At 55.2% G+C, this 17,704-nt stretch carries 13 protein-coding genes; 11 read left to right on the forward strand and 2 right to left on the reverse strand.

Annotated elements, in window-relative coordinates; translation table 11 throughout:
- Positions 1-8 precede the first annotated feature (8 nt).
- Positions 9-881: a DNA-3-methyladenine glycosylase 2 gene (alkA, locus tag IM282_RS09855; RefSeq protein ID WP_126490560.1), complete on the forward strand. Its 873-nt coding sequence runs from the start codon at positions 9-11 to the stop codon at positions 879-881.
- Here the strand turns inward: alkA and IM282_RS09860 are convergent.
- Positions 846-4,175, reverse strand: coding sequence for a diguanylate cyclase (locus IM282_RS09860; protein WP_032623944.1), 3,330 nt, complete (start codon positions 4,173-4,175; stop codon positions 846-848). The two genes, alkA and IM282_RS09860, sit on opposite strands and share 36 nt — an antisense overlap.
- Positions 4,176-4,517: 342 nt before the next feature.
- On the opposite strand from IM282_RS09860, the gene udk reads away from it, so the two are divergent.
- The 3 genes from udk to asmA all read left to right on the forward strand — a co-directional run bounded on the left by udk (position 4,518) and on the right by asmA (position 7,706).
- Positions 4,518-5,159, forward strand: a complete 642-nt coding sequence (udk, locus tag IM282_RS09865; protein ID WP_000130320.1) for a uridine kinase — start codon at positions 4,518-4,520, stop codon at positions 5,157-5,159.
- Positions 5,160-5,250: 91 nt separating this feature from the next.
- Positions 5,251-5,832, forward strand: a complete 582-nt coding sequence (gene dcd, locus IM282_RS09870) for a dCTP deaminase (RefSeq protein WP_006811250.1) — start codon at positions 5,251-5,253, stop codon at positions 5,830-5,832.
- A 23-nt stretch (positions 5,833-5,855) separates the two neighbouring features.
- The gene (gene asmA, locus IM282_RS09875; protein ID WP_192970359.1) at positions 5,856-7,706 is read left to right on the forward strand and encodes an outer membrane assembly protein AsmA; all 1,851 of its coding nucleotides are present in this window, start codon (positions 5,856-5,858) and stop codon (positions 7,704-7,706) included.
- 90 nt (positions 7,707-7,796) lie between these two features.
- Here asmA and IM282_RS09880 read toward each other — a convergent pair whose 3' ends face one another.
- Positions 7,797-9,380: a TerC family protein gene (locus tag IM282_RS09880; RefSeq protein WP_015572372.1), complete on the reverse strand. Its 1,584-nt coding sequence runs from the start codon at positions 9,378-9,380 to the stop codon at positions 7,797-7,799.
- Between the two features lie 693 nt (positions 9,381-10,073).
- On the opposite strand from IM282_RS09880, the gene IM282_RS09885 reads away from it, so the two are divergent.
- From IM282_RS09885 to wcaD, 7 genes are all read left to right on the forward strand, one after another.
- Positions 10,074-11,210 carry a polysaccharide export protein gene (locus IM282_RS09885; RefSeq protein ID WP_022648641.1) on the forward strand — a complete coding sequence of 379 codons (1,137 nt, stop codon included), beginning with the start codon at positions 10,074-10,076 and terminating at the stop codon, positions 11,208-11,210.
- Positions 11,211-11,216: 6 nt separating this feature from the next.
- A complete protein-coding gene (gene wzb / locus IM282_RS09890) occupies positions 11,217-11,660 on the forward strand; it encodes a low molecular weight protein-tyrosine-phosphatase Wzb (protein ID WP_003862078.1) in 444 nt (147 codons plus the stop codon).
- A 2-nt stretch (positions 11,661-11,662) separates the two neighbouring features.
- Positions 11,663-13,825, forward strand: a complete 2,163-nt coding sequence (gene wzc, locus IM282_RS09895) for a tyrosine-protein kinase Wzc (protein WP_192970360.1) — start codon at positions 11,663-11,665, stop codon at positions 13,823-13,825.
- Positions 13,826-13,947: 122 nt separating this feature from the next.
- On the forward strand, positions 13,948-14,790 hold the full coding sequence (gene wcaA / locus IM282_RS09900) for a colanic acid biosynthesis glycosyltransferase WcaA (RefSeq protein ID WP_006811246.1): 843 nt from the start codon (positions 13,948-13,950) through the stop codon (positions 14,788-14,790).
- Complete coding sequence (gene wcaB, locus IM282_RS09905) at positions 14,790-15,281, forward strand: colanic acid biosynthesis acetyltransferase WcaB (RefSeq protein WP_023300548.1); 492 nt, start codon at positions 14,790-14,792, stop codon at positions 15,279-15,281. The genes wcaA and wcaB overlap by 1 nt, the downstream gene beginning before the upstream one ends.
- Positions 15,278-16,495: a colanic acid biosynthesis glycosyltransferase WcaC gene (gene wcaC, locus IM282_RS09910; protein ID WP_192970361.1), complete on the forward strand. Its 1,218-nt coding sequence runs from the start codon at positions 15,278-15,280 to the stop codon at positions 16,493-16,495. The genes wcaB and wcaC overlap by 4 nt, the downstream gene beginning before the upstream one ends.
- Positions 16,470-17,690, forward strand: a complete 1,221-nt coding sequence (gene wcaD, locus IM282_RS09915; RefSeq protein WP_022648637.1) for a colanic acid polymerase WcaD — start codon at positions 16,470-16,472, stop codon at positions 17,688-17,690. Before wcaC ends, wcaD begins: the two co-directional genes overlap by 26 nt.
- Positions 17,691-17,704: the final 14 nt, after the last annotated feature.

Below are 17,704 nucleotides of genomic sequence, written 5' to 3' on the forward strand. Positions count from 1 at the left end.
GAGAGACGATGTACACCCTGAACTGGCAACCGCCCTACGACTGGCAGTGGATGTTTGGCTTTCTTGCCGCGCGTGCGGTCACAGGGGTTGAGACCGCTACGGAGGATTACTACGAACGCAGTTTTGGCTATGCGGGGCATCAGGGCATATTTCGGGTTGTGCCAGACAGCGCAACCCATACGCTGGCGGTGTCGCTCAGCCCTGGCCTGATCCCGGTGGCGGATATTTGCCTGGATCGCATTGCCCGCCTGTTCGATCTTGATTGCGACCCGCTAAGAATTGCGCAGTCCCTGGGCGACCTCGGCGCGGCGCGGCCGGGGTTACGTTTGCCGGGCGCGATGGATGCCTATGAGCAGGGCGTGCGCGCCATTCTCGGGCAACTGGTGAGCGTGGCGATGGCGGCAAAACTGGCGTCAAGAGTGGTGGCGCTGTGCGGTGAACCCATCCAGGACGCGCCGGGCTACCTCTGTTTTCCTCCGCCAGAGGTACTGGCCGCGGTGGATCCGCTGGCGTTGAAAGCCCTTGGGATGCCGCTCAAGCGTGCGGAGTCGTTGATTCATCTGGCGCAGTCGGTGGTGGACGGTGAATTCCCGCTGTTCCCGCCTGCGAACGTCGAGGCCGGGATGAAGGCGCTACAGCAGCGCCCCGGCATCGGGCGCTGGACCGCTAATTATCTGGCCTTGCGCGGCTGGCAGGCGAAGGATGTTTTCCTGCCGGATGATTATCTCATTAAACAGCGCTTTGCCGGTATGACGCCCGCGCAGATCCGTCGCTATGCCGAGCGCTGGCAGCCGTGGCGCTCGTATGCGCTGTTACATATCTGGTACACCGACGGCTGGTCGCCGTCAGTTGATGGCGAAATAGCTGGTATTCAGCAGTAGATCGAGCGGCTGCGCTTCCCCGATGGTGTCGCCGTAAATAAAGTCAATGCCGATGCCCGACAGCGTATTCATCATGATCGACTGATGGCATGGCCCGGCAATGGTTTTTATGCCCAGACGCTGGGCGTGGCCCTGAATGATGGTCACCATCATCTCATCCATCAGATTGCCGTGGACGTTGGTTACCACGTCTGCATCCAGCAGCAAATAATCAGCGGTGTTGGCGCTGAGCTGGCTGAAGACGTTCATATCGCGTCCAACCCGGGTCAGCACCACGCGACAGCCAGCCTGACGAAGCTTTTGCAGACCCTGCTGCACGTTTTCATCCGTATTGCTCAGCACATCAACGGCGATCGCCAGATGCAGCAGCCGCGCCGGCAGCGGACCTCTGGTGATCAGGTCGAGCAGCTCATCCACCAGCGTGACGCTGGCTAAACCCGCTTCTGAGAGCGGCAGCGCGACGCCCATCCCTTTGGCCGCCACCTGTGCGGCATAGGTACGGAAAAATTCGCTGAATATACGTCGGTCAAGGGCGTGCAGCAGCTCCGGCTCCGCCAGCCCGGCGCGGAAGGCATGCTCTTCCAGCACTTCCCCCTGGCTGGTCCACAACCGCAGGGAAATCAGCCAGAAGCTACTGCTCTCGGGAATGCGCGGTGAGGCGACGCTGCGGGCGATCATCAGCAGATGATTATCTTTGATCATGTGCCACTGCTCATCCAGCGACATCATGCTGCGCGTGCTGTGGATCCGCTCCTGCTGGGGTTCATAGACGGTGACCACACCGCGCCCGCTGTTTTTCGAGGCGTAACAGGCGATATCGGCCTGAGACATCACTTCCGCTGTCTGATAATTAGCGTCGTCAATCAATGTGATCCCCGCGCTGGCGCCGATGCGGTGCAGGCGTCCTTCCCAGGAAAAATGATAGTTGTTGATGGCGTCGATCAACCGGCCCGCAATATAGCGTGCGCTTTCGACGTTGCAGTCCGGCAGCAGCAGGCCAAACTCGTCGCCGCCCAGACGCGCCAGCACGTCGCTGGAGCGCAGCATGGTCAGCATCAGCGAAGAGAGTTCGCGCAGGAGCGCGTCGCCCGCCGCGTGGCCTGCGGTATCGTTCACCGCCTTAAAACGGTCAAGATCGATAAAGACCAGCGCGTGACGCTGATGGGTCTCCTGTACCGTCTGCAACAGGCGCTTAAGATGGTTTTCAAAACTGACGCGGTTCGCCAGGTGGGTAAGGGCGTCATGGGAAGCGCTGTAGCTCAGCTGGCGCAGCATTTTGCGCGACTCGGTGACATCCTGAATCACCAGCACCGAGCCGATAGCGTGCCCCTCCAGGGTGCTGAGCGGGGTAATGCTGTAATGAATGTCGAAACTGCCGCCATTCCGGCAGTTAAGCACCACATCCTGTTCGATATCGGTACGGGACATATCGCCGCTGTGGATGTTTTCCATTAACGGGCCGTTCTCGCCGAAGGTAATGTGCAGCACCTTCAGAACGGGCTGACCCAGCGCTTCGCTTTGCGACCAGCCGCTCATCTTCTCGGCGACCGGGTTCATAAAGGTGATGTTCATGTCGATATCGGTGCACAGCACCGCTTCGCCGATGGAGTCGAGGGTGATATGCAGGCGCTCTTTTTCCTGAAACAGCGCCTCGTTCAACTGCTTCACCTCGGTCATATCCATGTTGATCCCTAACAGCCGCTCCACTTCGCCCTGTTTGTTCAGCACCCGGTTCGCCAGCGAACGAATGTGGCGAATGCCATCCTTGACGCGAATGCGAAATTCCAGCTTGAAAGGCACCCTGGCCTGGAGTGACTCACGCAGTACCTGTTCGGCGTGCGGACGATCTTCAGGCACCATGGCCGCATGCCAGAGCTGCCAGGTAGGTTTAATGTGCGGGGGGATCTCGTACAGCTCAAACATCCGTTTATCCCAGCTGATCACGTCCGGCTCGAGATCCCACTCCCAGATCCCGATGCCGCCGGCTTCGTTCGCGAGGGTGATACGCTCCATCAGACGCTTATTCACCCACTCGGTCTGTTTCAGGTCGTTGATGTCTTCAATCTGGGCAATAAAGTAGAGCGGCGTACCGTCGGCATGGCGCACAACGGAAACGGCCAGCAGCGCCCACACCACCTCGCCGCTGCGGGTGTAGTAGCGTTTTTCGAGGCTGTAGCTGTTGATCTCCCCGTTAATCAGCTGTTGCAACTGCTCCAGGTCGGTATTTAAATCTTCCGGCCAGGTTAACTGCTGGAACGTGAGCGACTGAAGCTCAGACTGACTGTAACCGAGGAAATTGCACAGCGCCTTGTTGGCCTGAAGCCACTGGCCCTCAATGCCCACCAGCGCCATACCAATGGCGGAATATTCCATCGCATTACGAAAACGTTCTTCGCTTTCCGTAATATGTTTACGCTCGGCCCGGAAGGCATACATCACCATCGTCATAATGTTGGCGGGGAGCAGCATCATCAGGAAGGGAAGCCATGGCGCGTTGAAGGTCACCATCATGTTTGAAGGTGTCATGGAGGGCGGGTTTCGCGCCATCATCAAGGACACCATCATGATGGTGAATAAAAAAATCAGGAATGCTTCCATTCGCGGCAGGCGTACCGCGCTCCACATCAGCAAAACGATGATGCAGGTGAACGGCCACGGCAGCCAGGTGATTGCCGTCCAGCTAAGAACCAGCGTAACGACCAGGGTCACCAGCGTTTCCAGCAGCAGTCTCGGGTTGCGGTGGCGCAGCAGGTAATGCGGTTTAAACAGCAGACCTAACGGTACAAGCGCCAGCGCGCCAATGGCTTCTGAAAGTACCCAAAACAGAAAATTACGCAGCGGCTCCGCGCCTGGCACCAGAAAATGAACCAGAATGCCGCCCACCAGCGGCGGCACCAGGGCGCTGCCGAGGGCAAGGCGTATCCAGTCGTTGAGGTTTTGCAGCGGGTTATACCAGGGGAGCAGCTTACGCAGCAACACCGCACCAACACAGGCCTCAATAATATTGATTGCCGTGTAGGTTAAGTTGATTGATTCCCATGAAAAGAGCATCCACGAGGCAAAAATATTGCCAAAGGAGCAGGCGAGGGCGATGCCGGGCCACATTTTTCCCGCATGGCGGTAAAACGCCACCATCATAATGGAGGTCGGGAACCACAATGGCGCCAGCAGCGTACCGAAGCGAGTCAGCTCAAGGGAAAATAAGGTGAAGATAAACGTGACCAGGCCCAGACAGACAAGCCGCAGTAAAGGATGTGGGGTAGTAACCAAAACCCGCTGGTATTGTTTATTCATTACCGCTCTATCCAGGGACGCCGTGTTGTCAGGAGCCAGCTCCGGACGCGTGAAATCATTAATTTGGTTTATGCTAGTACAAACATTTTACAATTCATATGCTGAGTGCTCAGATTTTGACTTCATAGACTTATAAAATAGTTACTCTGCGAAGAAGGGGGATGAAATGGTGAAAATCCGTGCGTAAAAATTTCGCTAAAGGCGTGAAACGGCGCTTTTCAGCCCGCCTCGCATAACCTGCGCATTCGACTGGTATCACGCCCCCGAAATCCCTATAATTGCCGCGTTTGACGCTCCGGCGTCGTCCTTCCTTACATCCAGGTTAATCAGGTCGCTAAATTTATGACTGATAAGTCTCATCAGTGCGTCATCATAGGCATCGCCGGCGCATCGGCTTCAGGTAAAAGTCTTATTGCCAGTACGCTTTATCGCGAACTGCGTGAACAAGTGGGTGATGAGCATATCGGTGTTATTCCCGAAGATAGCTATTACAAAGATCAATCCCATCTTTCGATGGAAGAGCGCGTAAAAACCAACTACGACCACCCCAGTGCGATGGATCACAGCCTGCTGTTCCAGCATCTGGAAGCGCTGAAGCGCGGCGAGGCGATTGAGCTGCCCGTCTACAGTTACGTGGAACATACCCGCACCCAGGAAACGATCCGCATTGAGCCCAAGAAGGTGATTATTCTTGAAGGGATTTTGCTGCTCACCGACGCCCGTCTGCGCGAATCAATGAACTTCTCGATTTTCGTCGATACCCCGCTGGATATCTGCCTGATGCGGCGTATTAAACGCGACGTTAACGAACGCGGTCGCTCCATGGACTCCGTGATGGCGCAGTATCAGAAAACCGTTCGTCCGATGTTCCTGCAATTTATTGAGCCTTCTAAACAATACGCCGATATTATTGTGCCTCGCGGCGGTAAAAACCGTATTGCCATTGATATCTTAAAAGCGAAAATCAGTCAGTTTTTTGAATAAGCCGTGTGAATTGTGTACCGTTCAGAGATAACCTGGTTTTGCCCTGACGCCGTAAGGATTCAGGGCGCGATGCACGAAAGGAGAAAGTGCCATGCGTCTTTGTGACCGCGATATAGAAGCCTGGCTGGATGAAGGCCGCCTGTCTATCACCCCGCGTCCGCCGGTTGAGCGTATTAACGGCGTGACCGTCGATGTACGTCTGGGGAATAAGTTCCGCACCTTCAGCGGCCACACGGCACCGTTTATCGACCTCAGCGGGCCGAAAGACGAAGTCAGTGCGGCGCTGGATCGCGTCATGAGTGACGAAATCGTCATCGAAGAAGGAGAGGCGTTTTATCTCCATCCTGGCGAACTGGCGCTGGCGGTGACCTTTGAATCGGTCACGCTGCCTGCGGATCTGGTCGGCTGGCTTGACGGACGCTCTTCTCTGGCGCGTCTGGGCCTGATGGTGCACGTCACCGCGCACCGTATCGATCCGGGCTGGTCTGGCCGTATCGTGCTGGAGTTCTTTAACGCCGGTAAACTGCCGCTGGCGCTTCGCCCGGGAATGATGATCGGTGCGTTGAGCTTCGAACCGCTGACCGGCCCGGCAGACCGTCCTTATAACCGCCGTCAGGACGCAAAATATCGCGACCAGCAGGGTGCGGTTGCCAGCCGTATCGATAAAGACTGATCTGTGAGTTCACTGAGGAAGCCATGAGAAGAGTTCTGACAACGCTGATGATTTTGCTGGTGGTGCTGGTGGCTGGCCTTTCAGCGTTGGTGCTGCTGGTTAACCCGAATGACTTCCGGGCCTACATGGTGCGGCAGGTTGAAGCGCGCAGCGGGTATGAACTCAAGTTGGACGGGCCGCTGCGCTGGCACGTCTGGCCGCAGCTCAGCATTCTCTCCGGACGTATGTCGCTCACCGCGCCGGGCGCGGCGCAGCCGCTTGTTACGGCGGATAACATGCGTCTTGATGTCGCGCTCATCCCGCTCTTATCCCATCAGCTCCAGGTTGAACAGGTGATGCTGAAAGGGGCGGTGATTCAGCTTACGCCACAAACCGAAGCCGTTCGTCAGGCGAATGCTCCGGTCGCACCGCGTGAAAATACTTTGCCTGACGTTCCGTCTGACACTGGCTGGTCTTTCGATATTGGTAATCTGAAAGTCGCTGACAGCGTGCTGGTTTTCCAGCATGAGGATGACGAACAGATCACCGTCCGCAATATCAACCTCAGGATGGAGCAGGACGCCAACCATCACGCGACCATGGAGTTCTCCGGGCGGATCAACCGTAATCAGCGCGATCTCAACCTGTCGATGAATGCGAACGTGAACGCCTCTGACTACCCGCACCAGCTGACGGCGGACGTTGAGCAGGTCAACTGGCAGCTGACCGGCGCGGATTTACCCGCGAAGGGGATCGCCGGCCAGGGCACGATGCAGGCGGTGTGGCACGAAGAGCGCAAACAGCTCGAACTGAACGCGCTCAACCTCCAGGCCAACGACAGTTCCCTGAAGGGGCAGGCGAGCGTCACGCTTGATGAGAAACCCAAGTGGGTGTTGGATCTGCAATTCGACAAACTGAACCTTGAGAACCTGCTCGCGGCCCAAACGGTGAATGCGACCGATGAGGGTGTCGCGCAGGTAGGGCAAAGCCAGGTCACGCAGTCGCGTCCGGTGATCTCCTCCAGTCTCGATCTGCCTGACTACAATGGTCTGCGCGGATTTACCGCCGACATTCTGCTGAAAGCGAACAGCGTGCGCTGGCGTGGGATTGATTTTACTGACGTCAACAGCCAGATGTTCAACCACAACGGCCTGCTGGTCATCTCTGAGCTCAGCGGAAAAATGGGGGCAGGAAATCTCTCCCTGCCGGGCACGCTGGACGTACGTAAAGACATTGCCAGCGCCGCGTTCCAGCCGCGTCTGGAAAACGTTGAGATTGGCACCATCCTGAAAGCCTTTAATTACCCGATTTCCCTCACGGGGCAGCTGTCGCTGGCCGGGGATTTCTCCGGCACGAAGATTGATGCGGACGCCTTCCGTCGTAGCTGGAAGGGGCAGGCGCACGTTGAACTAAAAGATTCGCGCATGGAAGGGCTGAACTTCCAGCAACTGGTGCAGCAGGCGGTAGAGCGCAGCAGCAGCGTGAAGGCGAATGAAAACTACGACAGCGCAACCCGTCTCGACAGCTTTACCAGCGAGCTTGCCCTCGACAACGGTCAGCTCTCGCTCGACGAGATGCAGGGAATCTCGTCCCTGCTGGCGCTGACCGGAAACGGCGCGCTGGATCTGGTGAAAGAGACGGTTGACACCCGCTTCAACGTCCGCGTGAAGGCCGGCTGGGAAGGGGAAGGCCAGCTTGTCGAGTTCCTGAAACAGACGCCGATACCGCTGCGCGTGTACGGAAAATGGCAGGAACTGAATTACAGTTTGCAGGTCGATCAGATCCTGCGTAAGCACCTTCAGGATGAAGCGAAACGTCGGCTGAATGACTGGGCGGACCGCAATAAAGAGTCTCAGTCTGGTAAGGACGTGAAAAAGTTGCTCGATAAGCTCTGATGCCTGTTGTGCCGGGTGGCGGCTTCGCCTTACCCGGCCTACAAAAGCCAGACACCGTAGGCCGGGTAAGCGAAGCGCCACCCGGCTTTTTTACACCTCAAAATCCATCTCATCTTCACCGCGCAGCGGTATCAGCTGCACCTTCTGCACGCGATGGCTCTCTACCTGCAAGGTTTTGATCATGTAATCCCCCACCTGGACCTCTTCGCCCGGCTGCGGAATACGTTGCAGATATTCCATCAGCAAACCGGCGATGGTGTGGTATTCGCGCTTCTCGTCCAGCGGAAGCGGAACGAACTGCACCAGATCTTCGAGCGGCATATGGCCGTTGGCGGTCCAGCTGCCGTCTGCGTTTTTCTGAATATCGTGGCGTGCATCGATCTCATCCACCTCATTAGGCAGATTACCCGCGATGGTTTCCATCACGTCGCTGAGCGTCACCAGCCCTTCCACAGAACCAAACTCATCAACGACAAACGCGAAGTGAGTACGCGCGTTGCGGAACTGCTCCAGCGCGGAGAGCAGCGGCAGCGCTTCCGGGAAGACCAGCGGCTGGCGCACCAGCGCGCGCAGGTTGAGCGGCTCACCGTGAAGCTGCTGTTGCAGCAGGTCAATCACGTGTACCACGCCCAGCAGCTCTTCTTCCTCTTCTCCGCCGGTCACCACCACGCGGGTGTGCTGGTTTTTATCCAGCAGGGCACGGATCTGCTCTTCCGGTGCCGTCAGGTCAATATGCTCAATGTCGTGGCGGGAGGTCATGATACTGCTGACCGAGCGCTGGTTGAGGTTAAGCACGCGCTCTATCATCCGGCGTTCCTGCGGGTTGAAGATCTGCCCGTCGCTGTGGTCGGCTAGCATCGCAGCGGATTCAGCATCCAGCTCGGCATCCTCTTTTTTGCCGCTCAGCAGGCGCATCACCGTATCTGCGGTGCGCTGTCGTAATGTCTGGTTCGCGGAAAGAAAACGGCGGCGGTTGAAAATGGCCAGCTGGTTAAGAAACTCAATAAGCACCGAGAAACCAATGGCTGCGTACAGATATCCTTTCGGGATATGGAAGCCAAAACCATCCGCCACCAGGCTAAAGCCAATCATCAGCAGGAAGCTCAGACAGAGAATGACGATAGTCGGGTGACTGTTCACGAAGCGCGTCAGGGCTTTACTGGCGAGCACCATCAGGGTGATGGCAATGATCACGGCGGCCATCATCACCGCCAGATGGTCAACCATCCCGACGGCAGTAATCACGGAGTCGAGAGAAAAGACGGCATCCAGCACCACTATCTGCGCGACCACCGGCCAGAATTTAGCGCCGCGCCGCTGGGTGGGGTTTTCACTGTCTTTTCCTTCCAGCCGCTCATTAAGCTCAACCGTGGCTTTGAACAGCAGGAACAATCCGCCGAAAAGCATGATCAGGTCGCGGGCGCTAAAGCTCAGACCCTGCACGCTGAATAAGGGTTTGGTGAGCGTGACCAGCCATGATATTGAGGCCAGTAACAGCAGACGCATCACCATGGCGAGCAGAAGACCCGTCACGCGGGCGCGGTCGCGTTGTGAAGGGGGTAATTTATCGGCAAGGATGGCGATAAACACCAGGTTATCAATGCCGAGCACTAATTCGATGACGACCAGCGTCACCAGCCCGGCCCAGATTGATGGATCGGCAATCCATTCCATAGTAAATGCAATACCTTCTGTTATATGACTAATGTCACACTTCGATCATGGATAAAGCAGACGGAAATTGCAATGCCGGGGTGAGATTTCTCTTAATGCTACACTCAGGTAAAACTCATTTGCGGGGCTGTGTAAATAAGTTAAATGCGAAGATTTAATTACAAAAGACGATATTTAGGATATATCGCAATAAATGGTCTCGCGCTCTATTTTGTCAATATAAAGAAAATCCGAAAACCTCAAAACTTTGCTCTTAATATTAATCTTAAAAACGAATATTAGGACGGTTGTCTCCTTGCCTGCTATTAGGTTAGCTGCAACAATTCTTCCAGCATCAAATGTTAAATCTCCTTGTTGCTATTTTTGTTTCAGTCTTTGGTGAAGGTTATACATTATCAATCACCCGTTTAAGGTGGCGGATATATTTCTCAAAAGGCCTGATCCAAGAGGGTGTCTAACCATAACGCATTGTTTAGTCAGTGGATTGGTAACTGAAAGCCAAGGGCGGTAGCGTGCCTGAAAGCGTGTGAATCAGCCTCAATTATTCTGTCAATAGCCAATGGATGAATAAGCTTTTTTTAGGACTGATGCCAGTTATATTGCTAAATGATTAACTGCATTCTGATTGTCACCACGACCCGCGCTTATTTTAATTGCACAGGATAATTACTCTGCCAAAGTGATAAATAATCAATGATGAAATCCAAAATGAAATTGATGCCATTATTGGTGTCTGTGACCTTGATGAGTGGTTGCACGGTCTTTCCCGGCAGCAATATGTCAACAATGGGCAAGGATGTGATTAAACAGCAGGATGCTGATTTTGATCTCGACAAAATGGTGAATGTTTACCCATTAACCCCACGTCTGGTAGAACAATTACGCCCACGTCCGAATGTTGCTCAGCCAAATATGTCTCTGGACCAGGAAATTGCCTCTTACCAGTATCGCGTTGGTCCGGGTGACGTCATTAACGTGACCGTCTGGGATCACCCGGAACTGACCACACCTGCGGGCCAGTACCGTAGCTCAAGCGACACCGGTAACTGGGTACAGTCCGATGGCACCATGTTCTATCCCTACATTGGCAAAGTGCACGTCGCGGGCAAAACGCTTGCTGAGATCCGTAGTGATATTACCGGCCGCCTGGCGCAGTACATTGCTGACCCGCAGGTGGACGTTAATATCGCCGCGTTCCGATCCCAGAAAGCCTATATCTCAGGCCAGGTCAACAAATCCGGCCAGCAGGCTATCACCAACGTCCCGCTCACCGTGCTTGATGCGATCAATGCCGCAGGCGGCTTAACCGACGGTGCTGACTGGCGCAACGTGGTGCTGACCCACAACGGCAAAGAGCAGCGCATTTCGCTTCAGGCGCTGATGCAAAACGGTGACCTGACCCAGAACCGTCTCCTCTATCCGGGCGATATTCTTTACGTGCCGCGCAACGACGATCTGAAAGTGTTCGTGATGGGTGAAGTGAAGAAACAGAGCACCCTCAAGATGGACTTCAGCGGTATGACCCTGACCGAAGCCCTGGGCAACGCGGAAGGTATCGATCTGACCGCCTCCAACGCCAGCGGTATCTTTGTGATCCGTCCGATCAAAGGCGAAAACGCGAAAGGCAAGATTGCCAACATCTACCAGCTGGACATGTCCGACGCGACGTCGCTGGTCATGGCAACGTCGTTCCGTCTCCAGCCATACGATGTGGTCTATGTCACCACCGCGCCGGTTGCCCGCTGGAACCGTCTGATCAACCAGTTGCTGCCTACCATCAGTGGCGTTCGCTACATGACGGATACGGCGAGCGACATTCATACCTGGTAAGCCGCGATGTTTAACAAAATTCTGGTGGTGTGTGTGGGGAACATTTGCCGTTCCCCCACGGCTGAAAGGCTGTTGAAAAATTACCAGCCTGCGTTAACGGTCGACTCCGCAGGGCTGGGCGCGCTGGTCGGAAAAGGTGCCGACGAACGTGCCGCAAGCGTCGCCCTTGAGCATAACCTCTCACTCGACGGGCACGTTGCCCGTCAGGTCTCTGGCCGAATGTGCCGGGAATATGACCTGATCCTCGCGATGGAAAAACGCCACATTCACGCGCTGTGCGATATCGCACCGGAGATGCGCGGCAAGGTGATGCTGTTTGGTCACTGGGATGGTGAGCGCGAAATTCCCGATCCGTATCGCAAGAGCCGCGAGGCCTTTGAGGCGGTATACACCTTACTAGACCAGTCTGCCCGCCAGTGGGCGCAGGCACTGAAAGCTCAGCAGGGATAACAATGACAGAAAAAACAAGACCTTCTGCCGCCCCGACGTCGGGCAGTGATGAAATCGATATCGGTCGCCTGGTCGGGACCGTTATTGAAGCGAAATGGTGGGTGCTGGGTATAACCGCCATCTTTGCCGTGGCGGCGATCGTTTATACGCTGTTCGCGACGCCTATTTACAGCGCCGACGCGCTGGTGCAGATCGAACAAAATACCGGAAACTCGCTGGTTCAGGATATCGGCTCTGCGCTGGCCAACAAGCCGCCGGCATCGGAGGCTGAAATTCAGCTGATCCAGTCGCGCCTGGTATTGGGCAAAACGGTTCACGATCTGGGGCTGGATATCGCGGTCACCAAAAACACCTTCCCGGTGTTTGGCGCAGGCTGGGATCGCCTGATGGGGCGCAGTAACGATACGGTAAAAGTGACCGACTTCGTGATTCCAAAAGGGGCAGGGGACCAAACCTTTACCCTGACCGTGCTGGGACCAAAACAGTATCAGCTGACCAGCGACGCAGGCTTCAGCGCGCGCGGCGAAGTGGGGCAGATGCTGACCAAAGAGGGCGTGAGCATCAGGGTTGGTGCCATCCAGGCGCACGAGGGCGGTGAGTTTACGGTCACCAAATTCTCGACGCTCGGAATGATCAACAATCTGCAAAACAACCTGACCGTCACCGAAAACGGCAAGGACACCGGCGTCCTGAGCATGACCTTCACCGGTGAAGACAAGGATCAAATCCGCGACATCCTGAACAGCATCACCCGTAACTACCTGGAGCAGAACGTTGAGCGCAAGTCAGCGGAAGCCGCTAAAAGCCTCGCGTTCCTCAGTAAACAGTTGCCGGAGGTGCGCGCCCGTCTGGATGACGCCGAGAACAAGCTGAACGCATACCGTCAGGATAAAGACTCCGTCGACCTGCCGCTGGAGGCGAAATCGGTTCTCGACTCCATGGTCAATATTGATGCGCAGCTAAACGAGCTGACCTTTAAAGAGGCGGAAATTTCCAAGCTCTATACCAAACGTCACCCGGCGTACCGCACGCTGCTCGAGAAACGTCGTACCCTGGAAGAAGAGAAGGCGAAGCTGAATGACCGCGTGACCGCGATGCCGAAGACGCAGCAGGAAATCGTACGCCTGACGCGTGATGTGGAATCCGGCCAGCAGGTTTACATGCAACTGCTGAACAAGCAGCAGGAGCTGAAAATCACCGAAGCCAGCACCGTGGGCGACGTGCGTATCGTTGACCCGGCGATTACCCAGCCGGGCGTGCTGAAGCCGAAGAAAGCGCTGATTATCCTCGGCAGCATTATTCTCGGCCTGATGCTCTCTATCGTCGGCGTGCTGCTGCGCTCGCTGTTCAACCGCGGTATCGAAAGCCCGCAGGTGCTGGAAGAGAACGGGATCAGCGTGTACGCCAGCATCCCGCTTTCGGAGTGGCAGAAGTCCCGTGACAGCGTCAAAACCGTTAAGGGCGTCAAGCGTTACAAACAGAGCCAGCTGCTGGCCGTGGGTAACCCGACCGACCTGGCGATTGAAGCGGTGCGTAGCCTGCGTACCAGCCTCCACTTCGCCATGATGCAGGCCAAAAACAACGTCCTGATGATGACCGGTGTCAGCCCGTCAATTGGTAAGACCTTCGTCTGTGCCAACCTGGCGGCGGTGGTGAGCCAGACCAACCAGCGCGTGCTGCTGATCGACTGCGACATGCGTAAGGGCTACACCCATGAGCTGCTGGGTACCAACAACGTTAACGGTCTGTCGGAAATCCTGCTGGGTAAAGGGGAGATCAGCGAGAGCGCCAAGCCGACCTCGATTCCGAAATTTGACCTGATCCCGCGTGGCCAGGTACCGCCGAACCCGTCTGAACTGCTGATGAGCGAGCGCTTCACGCAGCTGATCGAGTGGGCAAGCAAAAACTATGACCTGGTGCTGATCGATACCCCACCAATTCTGGCGGTCACCGACGCCGCCGTGGTAGGGCGTCATGCGGGCACCACGCTGATGGTTGCACGCTATGCGGTGAACACCCTGAAGGAAGTGGAAACCAGCCTGAGCCGCTTTGAGCAGAACGGTATTGAGGTGAAAGGGGTCATTCTGAACTCCATCTTCCGCCGTGCGACGGGTTATCAGGATTACGGCTACTACGAGTACGAATACAAGTCTGACTCTAAATAACAAAACACACCCCACATCCCTCACCCTAACCCTCTCCCCTGAGGGGAGAGGGGACTGCCTGGTGCGGTCTTTCACCCTCTCCCCTCAGGGGAGAGGGCCGGGGTGAGGGGCAGGAGGAATACATGAGCACACAACGCCCTTTGATTTCTATCTATATGCCGACATGGAATCGTCAGCAGCTGGCGATCCGCGCGATTAAATCGGTCCTGCGTCAGGATTACGATAACTGGGAACTGATTATCGTGGATGACTGTTCCTCCTCTTACGAACAGCTGCAAAAGTTTGTCGAAGACCTGAACGACCCGCGCGTGGTGTACACGCACAACGCCATCAACTCCGGGGCGTGCGCGGTGCGCAATCAGGCGATTATGCAGGCGAAAGGGCAGTATCTGACCGGTATCGACGATGATGACGAATGGACGCCAAACCGTCTGTCGATCTTCCTGTCGCACAAAGCGCAGCTGGTGACCCACGCGTTTCTGTATGCCAACGACTATGTCTGTCAGGGCGAGGTCTATTCGCAGCCGGCCAGCCTGCCGCTGTATCCGAAATCACCGTATTCCCGCCGCCTGTTCTACAAGCGCAACATCATTGGCAATCAGGTATTTACCTGGGCCTGGCGCTTTAAGGAGTGTCTGTTCGATACCGAGCTGAAGGCCGCGCAGGATTACGACATCTTCCTGCGGATGGTGGTGGAGTACGGCGAGCCGTGGAAGGTGGAAGAGGCCACGCAGATCCTGCACATCAACCACGGGGAGATGCAGATCACCTCGTCACCGAAAAAATTCTCGGGCTACTTCCATTTTTACCGCAAGCACAAGGACAAGTTTGACCGTGCCAGTCGGAAGTATCAGCTCTTTACCCTCTATCAGATCCGCAATAAGCGCATGAACTGGCGCACGCTGCTGACGCTGCTGTCGGTGCGTAACGGCAAGCGTCTGGCTGACGGGCTTCGGGGGAAATAATGTTTCTGGAAGATTGCCGCGCTAACAGCTGGAGCCTGCGCCCGTGCTGCATGGTTCTGGCCTACCGTATTGCGCACTTTTGCTCGGTGTGGCGCAAAAAAAATGTGCTGAACAATATCTGGGCCGCGCCGGTGCTGGTGCTGTACCGCATCATCACCGAATGCTTTTTTGGCTATGAAATTCAGGCCGCTGCCACCATTGGCCGCCGCTTTACCATTCATCACGGCTATGCGGTCGTCATCAACAAGTTCGTCGTCGCGGGTGATGATTTCACCATTCGCCACGGGGTGACAATCGGCAACCGTGGGCCAGACAGCCTGGCCTGCCCGGTGATTGGCAATAACGTCGAGTTGGGCGCCAACGTGGTGATGATCGGGGAGATTACCGTGGGCAATAACGTGACGGTTGGCGCAGGCAGCGTGGTGCTGGACAGCATTCCGGACAATGCGCTGGTGGTGGGCGAGAAAGCCCGCGTGAAGGTGATTAAATGAACATTCTGCAATTTAACGTACGCCTCGCAGAGGGCGGGGCGGCAGGCGTAGCGCTGGATCTGCATCAGCGCGCGCTGCAAAAAGGATTACAGTCGCGCTTTGTTTACGGTTACGGCAAGGGCGGCAAGAAAAGCGTCAGCCATGATAACTATCCGCAGGTGCTGAAGCAGACGCCACGTCTGACCTCCATCGCCAATATTGCGCTGTTCCGTCTGTTTAACCGCGACCTGTTCGGCAACCTGAATAACCTCTACCGCACCGTCACCCACACCCGCGGGCCGGTTGTACTGCACTTCCACGTGCTGCACAGCTACTGGCTGAATCTGGAAGAGGTGGTAGCGTTTTGTGGCAAAGTGAAGGCGCACAAGCCGGACACCCGTTTCGTCTGGACGCTACACGACCACTGGAGCGTGACCGGACGCTGCGCCTTTACCGACGGCTGCGAAGGCTGGAAAGATAACTGCCAGAAATGCCCTACGCTCAGCAACTATCCGCCGGTGAAGGTCGATCGCGCGCATCAGCTGGTTGAGGGCAAGCGTCAGCTGTTCCGCGACATGCTCTCGCTCGGCTGCACCTTTATCTCTCCAAGCCAGCACGTGGCAGATGCCTTCAATAGCCTGTACGGAGCAGGGCGCTGCCAGATTATCAACAACGGTATTGATGTGGCGACGGAAGAGATCCTGGCCGAACTGACGCCCGTAGCCATTACCACGGGCAAGCCGAAAATCGCTGTCGTCGCCCATGACCTGCGCTACGACGGCAAAACCAACCAACAGCTGGTGCGCGACATGATGGCGCTCGGCGACAAAATTGAACTGCATACCTTCGGCAAATTCTCGCCGTTCGAAGGCGCTAACGTGGTGAATCACGGGTTTGAAACCGACAAGCGCAAATTGATGAGCGCGCTCAACGGTATGGACGCGCTGGTGTTCAGCTCTCGAGTGGACAACTACCCGCTGATCCTGTGCGAAGCGCTCTCCATTGGCGTGCCGGTCATTGCCACCCACAGCGACGCGGCGCGCGAAGTGCTGGAGAAATCGGGCGGTAAAACCTTCAGTGAGAACGAGGTGCTGCCGCTGGTGCAGCTGTCGAAGGCCGATATCGCGCAGGCTGTTTTTGGCACGGACCTGGAATCGTTCCGCAACCGCAGCCGCAAAGCGTACAGTGGACAACAGATGCTGGAGGAGTATGTCTCGTTCTATCAGAATCTGTAGTTATCTGCTGCTGCCGCTGATCTACCTGCTGGTCAACGTCAAGATTGCCCAGCTCGGTGAAAGCTTCCCAATCACCATCGTCACCTTCCTGCCGGTTCTGCTGTTGCTATACGTTGATAAGCTTAACCTCAAAAAGCTGATGATTGCGCTGGGGATCGGGTTTGGTCTGACGGCGTTTAACTACATCTTTGGTCAGTCGCTGGACGCCAGCAAATATGTCACCTCCACCATGCTGTTTGTTTATATCGTTATCATTATTGGCATGGTGTGGAGTATTCGTTTTAAAACTATCTCTCCGCACAATTATAGGAAAATCCTCAGGTTCTTTTATATTGTCGTCGGGCTGATTGTTATGCTTGCGGCATTGGAGATGGCGCAAATTATTCTCACAGGCGGCAGTAGCCTGATGGAAATAATTTCGAAATATCTTATATACAGTAACAGCTATGTACTGAACTTCATTAAGTTTGGTGGCAAGCGTACCACTGCGCTCTATTTTGAACCGGCGTTTTTTGCTCTGGCATTAATCTCAATTTGGCTCAGCATCAAACAGTTCGGTATCAAAACCCCCAAGACCGATGCTATGATTCTTGCAGGAATCGTTCTGTCAGGGTCGTTCTCAGGGGTAATGACGTTTATTCTGTTTTACCTGCTGGAGTGGGCGTTCCAGTACCTGAACAAAGAGGCGATTAAGAAAAAACTGCCGCTGGCGATCATTTCTCTGACGGTATTTTTAGTGGGCGTAATATTCGCCTTCCCGTACATTTCTGAACGTCTGGGTGATTTGGGAACGGAAGGTTCGTCGTCCTATTATCGCATCATTGGTCCACTGGTGATGGTGGGTTATTCCTTAACCCATATTGATGGCGTAGTAAGATTCGGCTCACTTTACGAATATGTTGCATCATTCGGAATCTTTAACGGTGCGGATGTCGGTAAAACCATAGACAATGGTCTGTATCTGTTAATTATCTATTTTTCCTGGTTCGCCGTACTGTTGACACTGTGGTATCTGTTTAAAGTTTTCAAAATGATGATTAACGCGTTTGGTGATAACCAGAACTTTCGCGTGCAACTTTATCTGTTCACACCGGTGTCGTTGTTTTTTACCGGGTCAATATTTAGCCCGGAATATGCATTCTTAATTGTATGTCCGTTTATTTTGCGCAAAGCGCTGAATATTACGAGCGTATGACGAAATGAGGTGAT

Source organism: Enterobacter cloacae complex sp. P29RS (genome assembly GCF_014893445.1).
Classification (GTDB): domain Bacteria; phylum Pseudomonadota; class Gammaproteobacteria; order Enterobacterales; family Enterobacteriaceae; genus Enterobacter; species Enterobacter intestinihominis.